At 59.2% G+C, this 15,504-nt stretch carries 12 protein-coding genes; 5 read left to right on the top strand and 7 right to left on the bottom strand.

Annotated features, from left to right (window positions below):
* The first annotated feature begins 4 nt into the window (after window positions 1-4).
* The 4 genes from ACMV18_RS06265 to ACMV18_RS06250 are packed head-to-tail and all read left to right on the top strand — an operon-like array spanning window position 5 to window position 6,006.
* Window positions 5-673, top strand: a complete 669-nt coding sequence (locus ACMV18_RS06265; protein ID WP_420817137.1) for a hypothetical protein — start codon at window positions 5-7, stop codon at window positions 671-673.
* A gap of 34 nt (window positions 674-707) precedes the next feature.
* Complete coding sequence (locus ACMV18_RS06260) at window positions 708-4,553, top strand: pilus assembly protein (protein WP_420817136.1); 3,846 nt, start codon at window positions 708-710, stop codon at window positions 4,551-4,553.
* A gap of 29 nt (window positions 4,554-4,582) precedes the next feature.
* A complete protein-coding gene (locus ACMV18_RS06255) occupies window positions 4,583-5,164 on the top strand; it encodes an energy transducer TonB (protein WP_420817135.1) in 582 nt (193 codons plus the stop codon).
* A complete protein-coding gene (locus ACMV18_RS06250; protein WP_420817134.1) occupies window positions 5,161-6,006 on the top strand; it encodes a carbon-nitrogen hydrolase family protein in 846 nt (281 codons plus the stop codon). The genes ACMV18_RS06255 and ACMV18_RS06250 overlap by 4 nt, the downstream gene beginning before the upstream one ends.
* Window positions 6,007-6,018: 12 nt before the next feature.
* Here the strand turns inward: ACMV18_RS06250 and ACMV18_RS06245 are convergent, their stop codons facing one another.
* The 7 genes from ACMV18_RS06245 to ACMV18_RS06215 form a co-directional block, all read right to left on the bottom strand.
* A complete protein-coding gene (locus ACMV18_RS06245; protein WP_420817133.1) occupies window positions 6,019-6,429 on the bottom strand; it encodes a hypothetical protein in 411 nt (136 codons plus the stop codon).
* Between the two features lie 37 nt (window positions 6,430-6,466).
* Window positions 6,467-7,045 (bottom strand): hypothetical protein, encoded by a 579-nt coding sequence (locus tag ACMV18_RS06240; protein ID WP_420817132.1) that lies wholly within the window; start codon window positions 7,043-7,045, stop codon window positions 6,467-6,469.
* Window positions 7,045-9,381 (bottom strand): hypothetical protein, encoded by a 2,337-nt coding sequence (locus tag ACMV18_RS06235; protein ID WP_420817131.1) that lies wholly within the window; start codon window positions 9,379-9,381, stop codon window positions 7,045-7,047. Before ACMV18_RS06235 ends, ACMV18_RS06240 begins: the two co-directional genes overlap by 1 nt.
* Before the next feature lie 107 nt (window positions 9,382-9,488).
* Window positions 9,489-10,259 carry a Crp/Fnr family transcriptional regulator gene (locus tag ACMV18_RS06230; RefSeq protein ID WP_420817130.1) on the bottom strand — a complete coding sequence of 257 codons (771 nt, stop codon included), beginning with the start codon at window positions 10,257-10,259 and terminating at the stop codon, window positions 9,489-9,491.
* The gene (ccsB, locus tag ACMV18_RS06225) at window positions 10,259-11,614 is read right to left on the bottom strand and encodes a c-type cytochrome biogenesis protein CcsB (protein WP_420817129.1); all 1,356 of its coding nucleotides are present in this window, start codon (window positions 11,612-11,614) and stop codon (window positions 10,259-10,261) included. Before ccsB ends, ACMV18_RS06230 begins: the two co-directional genes overlap by 1 nt.
* Before the next feature lie 18 nt (window positions 11,615-11,632).
* Entirely contained in the window at window positions 11,633-13,834 is a 2,202-nt protein-coding gene (locus ACMV18_RS06220) for a cytochrome c biogenesis protein ResB (protein WP_374259087.1), read from the bottom strand.
* Between the two features lie 190 nt (window positions 13,835-14,024).
* The gene (locus tag ACMV18_RS06215; RefSeq protein ID WP_420817128.1) at window positions 14,025-14,651 is read right to left on the bottom strand and encodes a c-type cytochrome; all 627 of its coding nucleotides are present in this window, start codon (window positions 14,649-14,651) and stop codon (window positions 14,025-14,027) included.
* A 122-nt stretch (window positions 14,652-14,773) separates the two neighbouring features.
* Between ACMV18_RS06215 and yihA the strand changes: the two genes are divergently transcribed.
* A partial coding sequence (gene yihA / locus ACMV18_RS06210) for a ribosome biogenesis GTP-binding protein YihA/YsxC (RefSeq protein WP_420817127.1) occupies window positions 14,774-15,504 on the top strand: 731 nt, incomplete at its 3' end.

The raw sequence follows: 15,504 nt of genomic DNA, 5'->3' as shown, positions 1-15,504 counted from the left end.
CAAGATGAGTGCCACAACCACCCTTCATCGTGAGCGCGGAGCCACGTTGCTTTTTGCGTTGCTGACATTGGTCGCGCTAATGCTTTCAACATTGGCTCTGGTCCGCTCCATCGATATCAGTACATTGCTGATGGGCAATCTCGGATTCAAACAAGATGCTACGGCGTCCTCCGAACAGGCAACTCGACAAGCTATTGACTGGCTCAGCGCCAATCTGGCTGCATTGAATGTCGATGATGCGGCCCATGGCTATTACGCGAGCACAAAGGAATCTGGCGCCACTCCGGTCGATGCGACTGGCGCACAACTTAGCACCACGACCGTCCGTCAACTGATTGATTGGGATGGCGACAAATGCGCATCGACCACCAGCGGCACTTTCTCTGCCTGCGATCTGAAGGTCACCAAGATTACCGATCCGATCAACAACAACACGGCAAGTTATGTGATTTTCCGGATGTGTGACAAGGCCGGAGATCTCAGTGCTGACAGCACCATCAATTGCGTACGCCCCCTGAATAGCAACGATGGAGGCTCACCCATCAAAGGCGATCTGAATTACGCGGAACCAGAACGATTCGGCGCTGCTGCCAGCCCTTACTTCCGCATCGTCGTACGCATTCAAGGTGCACGCAATACCGTCAGCTACACGGAAACGATTGTCCACTTCTGATCAGGCACCTCTGTCAGGAAAGCGAGAGCAAGCCATGTCAACTACTGCAGCAACCCGCCCAACAACAGTGAAGCAACACGCCATTGCGCATGCCGCAGCCATGCTGTGCGTCATGTTGGCGCTGTCTTACACGCCCAATGCACTGGCCGACCTCACTTCGATTGATAACGAGCCACTCGCCACCCGTCCGGCGGTCAAAGCCAAACCCAACTTGTTATTCATGCTGGACGATTCTGGCTCCATGACATCGTCATTCATGCCGGACGACATTGGGTACTCCGACATCTACGGTTATCGCTCGGCGCAATGCAATGGTGTCGCGTATGACCCCACTGTGACCTATACCCCAAGAGTGAATGCAGACGGGTCATCCATGGGCAACGCATCCTTTCCGAGCGGCACCCAGTATTACTACTTGTACAACGGGAACAACGGCGTGAAACAGCCCAAAATGGGTTGGGCCTTCACTGCGACCGCCCCGGTCAACAACACCTTTTACGAGGAATGCAAGATTGACACTGATACTTCAACTGCCATATTCACAAAGGTAACCGTCACATCATCCTCAGCCGAAGCACAAAACTACGCAAACTGGTACAAGTATTACCGGACGCGTCGCGAACTCATGCGCACTGCAATGGGATTAGCGATGAAAGGCTTGGATGACACATACCGAATTGGGTTTGCGACCATTCACGAAGACACTTTTGTCGCATCAAGCAGCAATTTCTATTTCGTCGACGTCGCAGACTTCAACTCGGCCCAAAAAACCAAGTTCTACGACAGTCTGTACAAAGCGGGAGGCAACAGTGCCACCCCTCTTCGCGCAGCACTGTCCGATGCGGGCCTCTATTTCGGCAACAAGCACACAGGTCAAACCGACCCGGTCCAATATTCGTGCCAGCGTAACTACACGCTGCTGTCCACGGACGGCTACTGGAACGGATCGACAAAGGGCGTCCAACTGGACACCAGTACCGCTGTTGGACAACAGGACGGCATGGAATCTCGGCCGATGCGTGACTCCGCCACGGTGTCAGATGTCGTGACCACGACGTATCTGGTCACCGAGACACGAAACAAGACCGTGACGTCGACCAGAACATACACGTGGGATCGCACAAAAACTGTCGTATCGTCCACCGCCAAAACCACCGATCCGAACAAGGGGCAATACAAGGTCACGACGACCCCACAAACCTATTCGACCACGCAAACACAGACGGTCATCACCCCACAAACACGGACTTACACCCTGACGGTGACCGTGACTACCCCGGAAGGTGGCACGGCAACGACCAAAGAGTCCAAGGGCACCGCGAGTGCTTGGGTTGATGGCACACCCGGTGCCCCCAGCATCTCGCCTGCTTCGGTGACGACGCCCACAGATAGCAACACTTGGACGAATGGCACCGCAGTGGTGACGTATCAAACAGCCAAAGGCTCAGGTGTCGCAACATATTCGGCCATCACGGCGAGCGCATCTTCCCCCTCTGCATGGACCGTCACCAACACTGCCTACACGACTGAAAGCGAAGCATCTCGTGACCAGACCGGGGACCCAGTGACAAGCCAGACTTCGTCAGGTGGCGCATCAGACACCCTGGCAGACGTCGCGGAGTATTACTGGAAAACAGACATTCGTAACTCGAAGTGGAGCAACTGCACCTCTAGCGCCTCGGGCGCATCTCGAGATGTCTGCAACGACATTGTGCCGACCACCTCACAAGATCCTGCAACGTATCAACACATGAATACGTACACGATTGGTCTGGGTGTCAGCGGCACACTCTCTTATGACAAGAATTATTTGACTCAGACGTCAGGAACATATGTTGACCTGAAGAATGGCACGATCAACTGGCCGAAACCGACTGAGAACGAGGCCACAGCGATTGACGACTTATGGCACGCGGCGGTCAACGGTCGTGGTCAGTACTACTCTGCAATGGATGCCTCTGCGTTGAAAGACGCGATTGCAGGGGTGATCGCATCGATTACCCGCACCGATGGTGCCTCTTCCGCAGCGGCGACCAGTTCGCTTGAATTGGTCGCAGGAGATAACAACCGCCTTTACCGGGCCAGTTACACCACGTCAGCTTGGACTGGTGATCTGACAGCCTACAAGCTGACTGGCTCCACTGCATCCGTCTCCAGCACCGTGGTGTGGTCTGCCCAGGCTCTACTGGATGCGAAGACTTACACAGACAGAAAAATTTACTTCAACAAGAGCGGTGTGATCACAGCGTTCAATGCCGACAACCTTACAACCGCACAGCTTGCTTACTTCAAGGATCTGTGCAGCAAAGCCGTCTTGTCGAGCCAATGCTCGTCTTTGACTGGAACCGCACTGACTAAAGCAAACACCGCCGCGAACTTGGTGAACTATCTCAGAGGAGAACGGACCTACGAGTCGGCAACCAAAGATGGCACAACCGACATTGCTGCGCTCTATCGGAAGCGCGAGCATATTCTGGGCGACATCGTCAACGGTGCCCCCGTTTACGTGGGCAAACCGCCCTTCAGCTACGCGGACTCCGGATATTCAACGTTTGCATCCACCGCTCGGGACGCGATGATCTATGTCGCTGCGAACGATGGGATGCTGCACGCATTTGATGCCGCGACAGGCGAAGAAAAATGGGCATTCATACCCAGCGAGGTGATGCCCAGCTTGTACAAGCTGGCGGACACCAGCTACGGCACCAAGCACCAATACTTCGTTGATGGGGCGCCTGTGATGGGCGACATCAAAGTTGATGGTGCATGGAAAACCATTCTGGTCGGTGGACTCAACAAGGGTGGCAAAGCCTACTACGCACTGGATATTACCGACCCGACAGACCCCAAAGTACTTTGGGAGTTCTCGCACGCAAATCTGGGTTTGTCGTACGGTAACCCAATCATCACGAAGAACAAGGCGGGTAAGTGGATCGTGGCTTTCGCCTCGGGTTACAACAACTATGACTCATCTACCTCTACAGGTGATGGCAAGGGCCGCTTGTTCATTGTCGATGCAGCGACAGGCACCGAAGTGGTAACAGGCGGCATACCTACCGCTGCTGGTAGCACCGCAACGCCGAGCGGGCTTGCAAAGATCAATGCATGGATTGACGACGCAAGCAACAACACCGCGACACGGTTCTATGGCGGTGATCTGCTGGGCAATGTGTGGAGATTCGATTTCGACGGCTTGGTCGAACCGAAGAATGCGGCCCTGAAGTTGGGCGTCGGGCAAATCTCATCTACATCGCCGCAGCCGATCACAACCAAACCCATGCTGATCCAAGCCAGCGGCAAGCCGGTCGTCATCGTGGGCACGGGCAAATACCTCGGTGAATCCGATATTACCGATACGACCCAACAATCCATCTATGCAATCAAAGATCCCTTGACCAACGACAGTTGGGGGGACATCCGCAACAACTCGAACTTCGTCAAGCAAACGCTCACGATTGACAGCGGTGGCAAGACGGCTTCAATCACCACCAATTCAGTTGACTGGAGCAGCAAAGCCGGTTGGTGGGTCGATCTGCCCCACTCCAAGGAACGCGTCAGCACTCAAATGGCGCTCCAACTCACCACGTTGGTGGTCCCAACGACTATCCCGAACGGGGATGCTTGCTCTTCTGGCGGCTCATCCTGGCTGTACTACCTCAACGCAGCGACAGGCGGGACAGTTAACAAGAACCCCGTCGGCTCCCAGCAAAGCGATCACACACTCTTGGTGGGAACAAACTGGGTTCGCGACAGTGACGGCAACATCCGTTTGATCGTGCAAGACAGTAGCGGCAAAATCACAACGGAAACACCTCCAGTATCGGGCGCCTCTGGAACCGGTACAGCGCACCGCACATCGTGGCGAGAACTGGTCGATTAAAGCGAATCGCCACCATCGGTCTAGCAGGTGTGCTGTCATCTACAGCACACCTGCTGCTATGGATCGTTGCGCGGGATATCCAGATCGCCGTGCCAGATGGAGCAAAGCCTCACCGGCATACGCAGTTCGTCACCCCGAATCTGTCCCCTGTTGAGTTGGTGCGAACATCGGCCATCCAGGCCGAGTCGCAACGTACTACACCACAAAATGCAGATCTTTCAGGAGCTGCGTCGGTCAACCAAACAACAGAAATTCAAACCGGCAAGCAGTCAGCGCAAATTGACATCGATGCCAATTACATACCCCGGCCAGAGCTATCTGTCGTGCCATTGGCTCAAGGCGCTGTCATCCTCCCTGTCATATCCGACCCGACATTTGAGGGCAAACATGTCGGCATCCTGGCCCTTTACATTGACGAATCAGGACGGGTCCATCACATTCGTGCGTTAGAACCTCGTCTGCCACCCGAGTTGGAAAAAACCGCCATGGCCGCATTCCAAGACATGCGCTACACGCCTGGACAAAAAAACGGCGCCATCGTCAAGTCGCGCATCAAGGTGGAAGTGGTCTTCGAAAACGCTCCTGTTACCGCACCTGTGCCCTTGCAATGAAAATCGCCGCACTCCAAATGGTCTCCTCGCCGCGCGTCGCAGACAACCTGGATCACGCACGTGCATGGATCGCGCAAGCGGCCCAAGCGGGGGCAGAGCTGATTGCACTGCCAGAGTATTTCTGCCTCATGGGACACCGCGACACCGACAAGCTGGCCATCGCAGAACCCTTGGCCGATGCGGCCATCACGGACGCGACACGCACACCCATCCAGCACATGCTGGCCACGGCGGCGCAGACACATGGGGTTTGGCTCATCGGCGGCACGATTCCCATCGCCAGCGACGACCCGCACAAGGTCTACAACACGGTGCTGGCTTACAACCCGCAAGGGCAACGGGTCGCTCGCTACGACAAGATCCACCTGTTCAAGTTTGACGACGGCGTGCGCCGTTATGACGAATCTGTTTGCCTGCGTCCCGGGCTTGAACCGGTGGCCTTCACGCTCACCGATCGCAACGGAGAAGCTTGGCGGATCGGGCTCAGCGTCTGCTATGACTTGCGCTTTCCAGAGCTCTTCCGCGCACTGGGTGCCGCTGAGCCGCTGGATTTGATCGTGCTGCCTGCTGCCTTCACGGACACCACAGGCAAAGCACACTGGGAGCTGTTGCTACGTGCCCGCGCGGTTGAAAACCTGTGTCACGTGATGGCCCCCGCACAAGGTGGGCAACATGAAAACGGGCGCGCCACTTTCGGGCACGCCATGGTGATCGATCCGTGGGGCGCAGTGCTTGCCCTACATGCAATCGGTGAAGGCATGGCCATCGCCGACATCCTGCACAGTCGACAAGCGCACATTCGCCAGCAACTTCCGGCATTGGATCATCGCGTGATCCGCTGACAGCCAGAGCAGTCAGAGCAAGTCAGGCCAATCCTTGGGAGGCAACTGATCTTCCGGATTACCGACATTAGGATGAACGGCGAGAGTCGGTAACGACGCGCCCTCGCCCTCTTCATACAAAGACAGTGCATGCGCCTGCAAACCTGAACGGAAGTGCTTGCGGTCGAACAGCTTGGCTTGCGCTTCCGTTGGCAAATCAGTGATGCGCAATACCCCTCGCCGGATCAGGACATCAATCAAGTCTTCGAGAACGCGCACCAAGCCAGCGTCCATGCGCGCAAATGACAGCGCACCTTCGCCTTGCTCACCTTGAATGAAGGCTTGGACCTCGGGGTGATTGGCAGGGAGAGCCTCACTGTCAGCCACCTGATCGCGGTGCACACTGACAATGGCGCCTTGAGGATCACGAACAACGTAATGCATGCAGACTCATCCCACAAGTAACCAGGATGGTTCATTATCAGGGAAAGAGTCTGCAATCCACCAGTACCAACAGCCCCATCACCAGGCCCTGCCCCATGCAATCTGCACGGACCGTTTGACCTGGATTCAAGGTCGGCACGGATGCGGCTTCCTCGGGTGACAAGACCATGTTCCAGGTCACGTCCTCATGCCCCAGGCTCAAGATGGTGACGCCGGACTCTCCGACCTCCACGCGCAGGATCGTCCCCGTGAACACCCCGCGCCGATCTTGCAGTTGTTGCGCAAGCTTCAGGGGATCGCGGCGATACGCCTGCGCAACAGCCGGCGCCGTCCACACACTGTGATCGGCGGCCTTGGCCACGGCACCGCGTGCTTTGACTTCGGCCAAGACCGGCAACACACTCACCTCGCTGGGCCTAGCAGATGGCTGAGAACTGGCCAGCTCGGTCGGCGAGGGCAAGGGGAATGGCTCTGCCCGCGCCAACGGTCGCCCGCGGTCCAAAGGCTCGTCTGGCAACGTTGGCACAAGCGGCGGCGATGCACCGCTCATCCACCATCCCGTTGCCACACACAGCACCACGCAGATGAGGCTCAGCCAGCGAAGCGATGGCACCATCACAGCGTCAACAGGTACTGAACCAGATTGGCCACATCGGATGCCGACTTGGCGCACCACGGGTGCGGTGTCGCGGGCATGCCAATGGGCGCTGAGGTACCCATCTCGTCAGGGCCGTATTGCGTCCGCATCTTCTGGAAGTCCCAGTAGTAGTAATCGCTGTCACCGGCACGCATGCTGAAATACTTGTGCCGCTCAACAAAGCGATTGCGCGCGGCATAGGTCGTATCAAAGATGTCCTTCTGCTTGTCTTTGTAGACACGGAACACATCCCCCTTGCGGTTCAGGTCGGGCGCCACAATCGGTTGATCCGGCGTGCCGGGGGCCGGGCGGACGGGCGCATGCAAGGTGTAGTACTGCTTGTAGAGCGCCGAGTTTTCATCGCATCGGTCCGGATGCACCAGGTCTTCCAGATTGCGGACATGCGCATCAGACAGCAGACCACGCGAGCTCACCCAGTACAGGTTTCGCAGGTACGTTGCACGAATGGCTTGCTGCTTGCGCTGGAAGTCCGTGGGGGCAAAGAATCGGCCCACCTGCGTCAGCGGCACCATGATTTCGGTCGAATTCAGCCCCATCTGGTCTGCGTGACAGCTCGCGCAGTGCTGATCAAATGTGCTCTTGCCCGCCGCCACGGCACTCGCCACACCGGGGTAGCGCTGCCAGCCATTCTGGACAAACGATCCTTCTGACAGCGAGGTGTTCCCGGTCTGCGCCAACTGGCCATTCGCTTTCAACCACCGATACATGCCCACATTGCGCAGGTCATCGTCATCCGCATCCAATGTGGTCATGTAGGCGGTCAAGGCCTTCAGCGACTTGGCGTCCATCGAGCCCATCGCACCATCCGGCTCTTCCGCATGGATGTACGAGCCCTCAAAGCCCACATAAGACTCGGTATGCGACAGCGCTCTGCGCACCGGCATGTGATGGGTCACGTTGGGAATGGCCGTGGGGCTGAACATGTAGTCGTTGTCATACAGCCCGCCCTCGCCAGAGGTTCGCGTGATGGTCGACTCGCCCGTACCTGGTGGCATGAGGTAAAGCAAGGGCGTCTTGTCCACGGCAGCTTTGCCGGTAGACCATTTCGGCCCCGCTTCCTGTTCGCTCACGTAAGCAAATTTCGAGGTCGTCTTGCCCGTCCCCGTGCCCAGGGTTGCCCACTTCATGGACCACTTCGGATTGGGGAGCCCCGGGAACACCTTGGTGATCGAGGTGCCGGCCTTTTCGTAGCTGATCTGATAGCCATGGCAAGAGGCGCAGTTGAACCCGATCCAGCTGCCCTTGCCCAAGAAAGGATGCACCGATTCGGCATAGCGATAGCCGACCCACCCTGTGCTCTTGGTATTTCCTTCGGTCAACTGCGGGCCAATCGCCAGAAAACCGGGCGTGGGATTGAGTTGCGGGTAAGGGCTGAAGTACACATCATCGATGGCCTCCACCGGCACCTGCCCCGCCACCTGACGCACAGCCCCAAACAACACGGCCGGGTCCGCCTTGGCGCGGGTGTAAGGGTCCGTCGCCTTGCCTTGCACAATCGCATCCCACTCCAGCCCCTTGTACTTGTGGCTCAGCCCAAGGTTGTAGTCGTACGCCCAGAAAATCTGGCGCCCCAGCTTCAACATGTCATTAAAGCTGGGGTTCACGACATTGACCGTGATTGGCGCAATCGCCTTCGACTCGGCAGACACCACGGACACCACATCACAGTTGGCGTCTGGCGGGTTCGGAACACGATAAACCTGCGCATCAATGACGTTGTGCGGTTGCCCCGGCTTGGTGAGAGAGACGTTGTAGCCCGTTCGCTTTTGCACTTGCAGCTTGAGGGGGCCCTTGCTGGCATGAGCCGGCACCGCAAACTGAACCTCGTTATCAGACCATCCCAGAACGTCCTTCGGCCAATTACTGCGCGACGTCCCGGTCTCGTAATTCAACGACGACAGGATGTCGAGCTTCTGCTCGTACATCGACAGATTCGTCTCCAGCACGCGGCTGTTGCCGATCATGATCTTGCTGAAGTCGACATCGGTGCCGGCCCCAAACCCGCTGCCACGCAAGGTCACGATGTCGCCCGGCCGCAAGGTCGGCGCAGCTTGCGCGCCCCCGGCTGTCCACACAAGCGCCCCATTGACCAGCATCTGCTGGACAACCGGTTGCCCAAACAACTGTGCCGACGCCGTGCGCTGCTGCTCACGCGCCGCATTGAAACCACACACGGTTTCCTGATTGGGGTAGGTGGGTGCAGCCATGGCCGACGCACTACACAGCATCGAGACAGCCAGGCCCACTGGACCCAGACCGCATACGCGGACCACACGCGATGAAGCAAAAATCATGACGCACATCACAGTTTGTTAAACAGTGCGCGTGATGATGAGAACTTGTACGCGTTCAACTTGTCGGCTATCCGACAAACGCGGGTTCGTCCGCAGGATAAAAGACGTCAGGCGCTTGGCGCGGGCTGCAACCTCGCCAAAATGCGCTTCTCAACGGGGGATAGTCGACCCAAAACGATCAACTGCGCGCGATCCAGCAATTCGATCCGGCCATATGAGACGCGCAAAATACCTTGAGCCTGCAAAGACTGAAGCATTTGGTTTGTGGTTTGCCGAGACAGCGACAACATGAGCCCCAACTGCGTCTGGCTCACGGGGAGCACGCATGGCGCCCCCTCTGCCACCTTGGCCATCACGCTTTGAGACAACCAAAGCAGGCGTCGGGCCAAGCGGATCTCGGCGGGCGCCAGCGCCTGATCCTCCATATTGATGAAGCTCAGCCGCAGGCGCAGCGACATGAGCACACCCAATTCACGCCACGCCTGCGGCATGTGCTGCATCAACGACTGCAGAGCAGCCGTTGGGACATGCAAGATCAGGGATGCGCTTTCGGCCACCACATCGTGCGTTCGAGGCAGCCCATCAAAAACGGCCACCTCACCAAACCAACCGGGGGGATCCAGCAGCGACAGGATGGCCTCCTTGCCCGCCTCGGTCCCGCCCGACACCCGCAAAGCCCCTTCCAGCACAGCATAGAGCCCGCACGGGGGATCGCCCCGCAGAAACAGCGTCTCCCCGGCCTGGAGACATCGGGGCTCTGCCAGCGCCAGCAGGTGGGATGCAAAGTCAGCGCTCAGACTGCCGAACCACGGATCGGTCCGCAGCAAATCCAACTGGGCCGACGTCAACCAACGGTGCACGCCAGGGCCCTCGCTCATCAGAGCTCACCGTAAGAGTGCAGCCCGGACAAGAACATGTTGACCCCCAGGAAGGCAAACGAGGTCACCAGCAAGCCAGCCAATGCCCACCACGCGGCAAAGGTGCCACGCAGCCCCTTCATCAGGCGCATGTGCAACCACGCGGCATAGTTAAGCCACACAATCAGGGCCCAGGTTTCCTTGGGGTCCCAGCTCCAATAGCCCCCCCACGCCTCGGCCGCCCAGAAGGCACCCAGGATGGTGGCAATGGTGAAGAAGGCAAAGCCCACGGCAATGGCCTTGTACATGACGTCGTCCAGCACCTCGAACGAGGGCAGGCGTTCGGCGATGCGACGGCGTGCGGCCACGATGCCCGCCACGATCAGCGCGGCCACACCAAAGTACACCGCCCAATAGCTGCTCATCATCTGCGCGCTGCCGGGCTTGGCACGGAACACCAGCGGCTCAAAACACAGCACCACGCCAACCAGCCACAACGGGGCCAACTTCCACCAATGGGTTTCGCCGGCGAAATGCTTGACCAGGTAGGCAAACGCCACCATGGCCGACATCGCAAACGTGCCATAACCAATGAAATTGGCCGGCACGTGCACCTTCATCCACCAGCTCTGCAAGGCGGGCACCAGGGGCTGAATTTCGCTGGCCTGACGATCCACCGCATACCAGAGCAAGAAGCCCACCGCCGCACTCACCACCAGCATCACGAACGCGCCCAACGAACCCAAGGCCTGACCTTGACGTGCAAAACGGTCTTCGTAATACAGCCAGTACGCCGTGGTCAGCCACGAGAACATGACGAACACTTCGTACAGGTTGCTCACCGGGATGTGCCCGATGTCCGGCCCGATCTGATGGCTCTCGAACCAGCGCACCAAGGTGCCCACGATGGCCATGAAGACGCCGCTCCACGCCAGACGCGAACCAATCCGCGTCGCGAACTCACCGCGCGAGACCACGCCGATCCAGTAAAACACCGTGCTCATGAAGAACAGCACGCCCATCCACAAGATGGCACTCTGGCTCGACAAGAAATACTTCAGCCAGAACACCTTGTCCGCCTGAGCCAAGTCGGCGCCATAGGCATCGGTGTGGCGCAGGTACAGCGTCGCCGCCGCCCACGTGGCCGCCCCCGCCAGCACCATCAGCAGACGCAGCGGCCGCCAGAACCAGCCCAGCCAGATCAACGAAGGCACCGCCACCACCAGGATGCCTTTTTCGTAGATGTCCATGGCCGACGAAAACGACTGGAACGCCCAGCCCCCCACCAGCAGCAACAGGGCGGCAAACAACCAGTCGCTCACCGGGCGACGCGACGCTGGCGCCACGGCCAGCACAGACGAAGTCGAAACACTCATCTTGGACATCCTAGAAGATCAAGCAGCTGCCTGCGGCGCATCCGTGGCGCCCAACGTCGCCTGCCGCAGCTTGTCAAATTCGTGGTCGGTATCGAGGGTCTGACGCGTCGCCGACAAAGCCATGCGCACACGGGTGCCGCCTTGGCCATCGTCTTGCAACCAGATCCACAGACGGCGCTCGCGGATGTAGAGCATCGCAAACACGCCGATGATCAGCAAGATGCAACCCAGATAGACCACATTGCGACCCGGGGTGCGGGTCACCTGGAACACGCTGGCCTGCTTCTGGTCGAAGCTGTCCAGCGCCAGCACCACCGGGACCGGGTACAGCATGGAATCCGACAAGGCCAGCACCGAGCGGGTCATGAAGGCCTGTACCTCCGGCTGATTGCCTTTCACCTCCGGCAACCCTGCCTGAGCACGGGTCATCTCATACAACTCGAACAAAGAGCCATTCAAGATCCGGATCAGCGTGGCCGACGTATGCTCGCGCTGGTCCGCCGGCACCACCTGCTCAATAAAGGCTGACAGCGCCATCAAGCCACCGCCCTTGACCTTGCTGGGCGAGCCATCCGTGGACTTCATCTCGAGCGCACCGGAAAACAAATCGAGAGCCCGTTGCGCCGACACGGTCAACTGATCGCGCAACTCCGGCCGGTCCGCAGGTGCCGAGCCATTGCCAAAGCGCCGAGCCGCTTCCTGCCGCATGGCCTTGTCGTTGAGGGCCTGCTTCAAACGCACCCACCCCTGAATACCCATCTGCTCGTCAGCAGGCACACGCAGATAACGGAAGCCTTCCGCAGGCGTGTCCCGCACGCCCAGCAAGAACACCGGCGCGCCGTCAATTTGCACCGGCACCATGAAGTTCTGGTACTCACGCGCCTGCCCTGCTGCGTCACGCAACTTGTACGTGACCGAGGGCCCGATGTTCACCAGCTTCTTGTTTTCCGGGGCCTTGGCGCCCGATCCCAAATGCTTGCTGATGTTGCTAAGGTTCACGCCGCGCACATCCGCGCCAGCGTCGCCGCTCGACGCGTCAGCATCGCTCTGCGCCGCCGCCATGTTCTCCACATTGATCAGGCGCAGGCCCGTGACTTCCAACTGCAAGCCACTGCCCGCCTGCGTGCCCAACCAATCGGTCGGCAACGCCCCTGCAGGACCATTGACCGTGGCCTCGACCAACTTGGGGCCAGCCCGCTCCGCGCCCGAGTCCAGATGCAATGGCCGCAGACGCACGATCGAGCCTCCGTCCTCAAAGCTGGACTGGAAAATCGTGACGCCGTCGTACACCACCGGGTGATTGACTTCCACCGTGAACGGCTTGCTCGTTTTGCTGCGCGGATCGTGAATCACGATGTCGCTGGCAAAGCGCTTGGGCATCCCGGTGTCGTAATAGTCCACCGTGAACTTGCGCAACTCCACCTCAAACGGCAGCGGTTGCAGCAACATGCCTTTGTCCAGGGTGATCACGGCCGAGTTGGTCCGCTGTCCTTCCGGCACAAACAACTGCGCACGGTAGGCCGGATTGGCTTCACTCAACCGGCTGCGATCCACCGGGTCCGCACCACCCTTGAACGGCTGCAAATCCTGGGTCCACGCTTGCACCTTGACGATCAGGTCGCCGTCAAACAAGCCCCCCAGGCAGATCAGCACGATGGCACTGTGCGCCGCGATGTATCCGATCTTGTTGGCCACGCCTTTGCGCGCGGCAATCATGATGCCCGCCTCGCCTTGCGACGAGGCCTCGCGTTGCTGCGAGCGCAAGGCCCACCCCTGCTGCGTCAGGTCTTGCACCACGCGCTGCTGAACGGTCGCCAACGGCGCGGCCAACTGGCCTGACGCCTTGTGATGAAAAGCCAGCAAGGCCCGCTCACGGATGTTCTCCTTGAACGTCCGCCAATCGGCCATGATCTTGGGGGTATGACGGACGATACAGAGGCTGGTGGACACCACCAGAAACGCCAGGATCACCAAAAACCACGAAGAACTGTAGATGCGGTACAGGCCCAAGGCGCCGAACACATCCGCCCAAAAAGGCCCGAACTGGTCCACGTAATTGACCATGGGCTCGCCTTGCTTGACCACCGTGCCAATGGCCGAGGCAATGCAGATCACCGTCAACAAGGCGATCGCAAAGCGCATGGAGGAGAGCAACTCGATGAATTCTCGACGTCGAGAATGGCGCGGAGGCTCGTAAGAAGGCAAGGCAGCGTCGGTCATAAGTTCAGGCAGTCCGGGGCGCACTATAGCGAGAAAGCATCGCCCGCCCCATCTTGGGTGCAATCAAATACAGCTTCGGCTGACCCCGGACAACAAAAAAGCGGGACCCCTTCTCAGGGCATCCCGCTTTGGTGTCACACGTTGACAGCGAAGTTCCATGCACCCATCACAGCGGTGCATGGATCGCGCATCAGCGCAGGCCGGCGATGTAGTCGGACAAGGCTTCGATTTCCTTGTCGCTCAGGTTGGCGGCGATGGCCGTCATCTGGGCGCTGTTGGTGCGCTCGCCTTGGCGGAAGGCCGTCAGCTGAGCCTTGGTGTAGTCAGCGTGCTGACCAGCCAGGCGGGGATACTGAGCAGGCATACCGGCACCGTTGGGGCTGTGGCAGCCCGCGCAAGCGGCAACGCCCTTCTTGGCAATGCCACCGCGGTAGATCTTTTGACCCACGGCCACCAGATCCTTATTCTTGGCCGTGCCTTCAGGCGCCTTCTTGCTGCCGAAGAAGGCAGCCACGTTGCGCATGTCTTCAGGCGACAGCGGTGCAGCCATGCCCGACATGATGCCGTTCTTGCGCTTGCCTTCCTTGAACTCAACCAGTTGCTTGACCAAGTACTCAGGGTGCTGGCCTTGCAGGATGGGGTAAGCGGGCAGACCACGCGAACCATCGACCGCGTGACAGGCCGCACACACGGCCGTGGCCTTGGCCTCGCCCGCAGCCAGATTGGGCTTGGCGGCTTTGGTGTCGGCACCATGGGCCAGGCCGGACAAGGACAGGGCCACCGAGGCAAGGGCAATCAGGTTCGAGAAGCGCTTCATGGCGTAGGGGCGGTGAGTTGGCTGTGTGGGGTGAAACCGGCGGCCGGCACCCGATCCCGAGATTCAAAACGGAATCGAACACCTGCTTTTGGCAGTTGAATCTAGAGATTTTACAATGCCCTATGACCCGTCACACACCCAATCGCCCCGGCTCGGCCAAACAGGCCCCTTCCAAGACGGCCAATGGCCCACAAAAAGCCGTTACACCGGCCCGTGTGCCAACCCAGGATCTGGCTCGCCACCCAGCCAAGGAAGCCCTGGCCTGGGCCCACACGGCCCGCTTCTACATCACGGCGGCCCAGTTGCATCAGGTGCCCGTGAGCGAGTTGCCAGAGGTCGCGTTCGTCGGTCGCTCCAACGCCGGCAAGTCCACCGCCATCAACACCCTGGCCCAGCAGCGCCAGCTCGCCTACGCAGCCAAGACGCCCGGACGCACCCAGCACATCAACCTGTTCCACCTGGGCCCCAAGGCCGCCCCCAACCAGATCTGGACCGACCTGCCCGGCTATGGCTATGCCGCCGTCGAGCGCTCGGCCAAGCTGCGCTGGCAAGAGGTGATGGCCCGTTACCTCGAAGTCCGACGCAATTTGAGTGCGGTGGTGCAGATGGTGGATTCGCGCCACGGTTTCACCGAACTGGACCGCCAGTTGCTCGAGTTCGTGACGCCCCGCGTGCGCAGCGGTGAGGTCAAGCTCCTGGTCATGCTGACCAAGGCAGACAAGCTCAACCGCAAGGAGCAGGCCGAGTCTCTGCGCAAGGCGCAAGAGGTGCTCGCCGACCTCGTCACCGACGAAGCCGACGTCAACGTGACCCTGTTCTCCTCACTCAACAAGAGCGGTGTGGGCGATGTCGC

This window comes from Aquabacterium sp. (assembly GCF_048860245.1).
Lineage (GTDB): Bacteria > Pseudomonadota > Gammaproteobacteria > Burkholderiales > Burkholderiaceae_C > Aquabacterium.
The sequence above is the reverse complement of the archived record's forward strand: the minus strand, read 5'-3'. Positions and strand labels throughout refer to the sequence as shown.

Bases quoted from the DNA above. Each gene is read 5' to 3' on its own strand.
- ACMV18_RS06250 (WP_420817134.1), top strand. From the start codon at position 5,161: ATGAAAATCGCCGCACTCCAAATGGTCTCCTCGCCGCGCGTCGCAGAC.
- ACMV18_RS06245 (WP_420817133.1), bottom strand. From the start codon at position 6,429: ATGCATTACGTTGTTCGTGATCCTCAAGGCGCCATTGTCAGTGTGCAC.
- ACMV18_RS06240 (WP_420817132.1), bottom strand. From the start codon at position 7,045: ATGGTGCCATCGCTTCGCTGGCTGAGCCTCATCTGCGTGGTGCTGTGT.
- ACMV18_RS06260 (WP_420817136.1), top strand. From the start codon at position 708: ATGTCAACTACTGCAGCAACCCGCCCAACAACAGTGAAGCAACACGCC.
- ACMV18_RS06220 (WP_374259087.1), bottom strand. From the start codon at position 13,834: ATGACCGACGCTGCCTTGCCTTCTTACGAGCCTCCGCGCCATTCTCGA.
- ACMV18_RS06235 (WP_420817131.1), bottom strand. From the start codon at position 9,381: ATGATTTTTGCTTCATCGCGTGTGGTCCGCGTATGCGGTCTGGGTCCA.
- ACMV18_RS06265 (WP_420817137.1), top strand. From the start codon at position 5: ATGAGTGCCACAACCACCCTTCATCGTGAGCGCGGAGCCACGTTGCTT.
- ACMV18_RS06230 (WP_420817130.1), bottom strand. From the start codon at position 10,259: ATGAGCGAGGGCCCTGGCGTGCACCGTTGGTTGACGTCGGCCCAGTTG.
- ACMV18_RS06215 (WP_420817128.1), bottom strand. From the start codon at position 14,651: ATGAAGCGCTTCTCGAACCTGATTGCCCTTGCCTCGGTGGCCCTGTCC.
- ccsB (WP_420817129.1), bottom strand. From the start codon at position 11,614: ATGAGTGTTTCGACTTCGTCTGTGCTGGCCGTGGCGCCAGCGTCGCGT.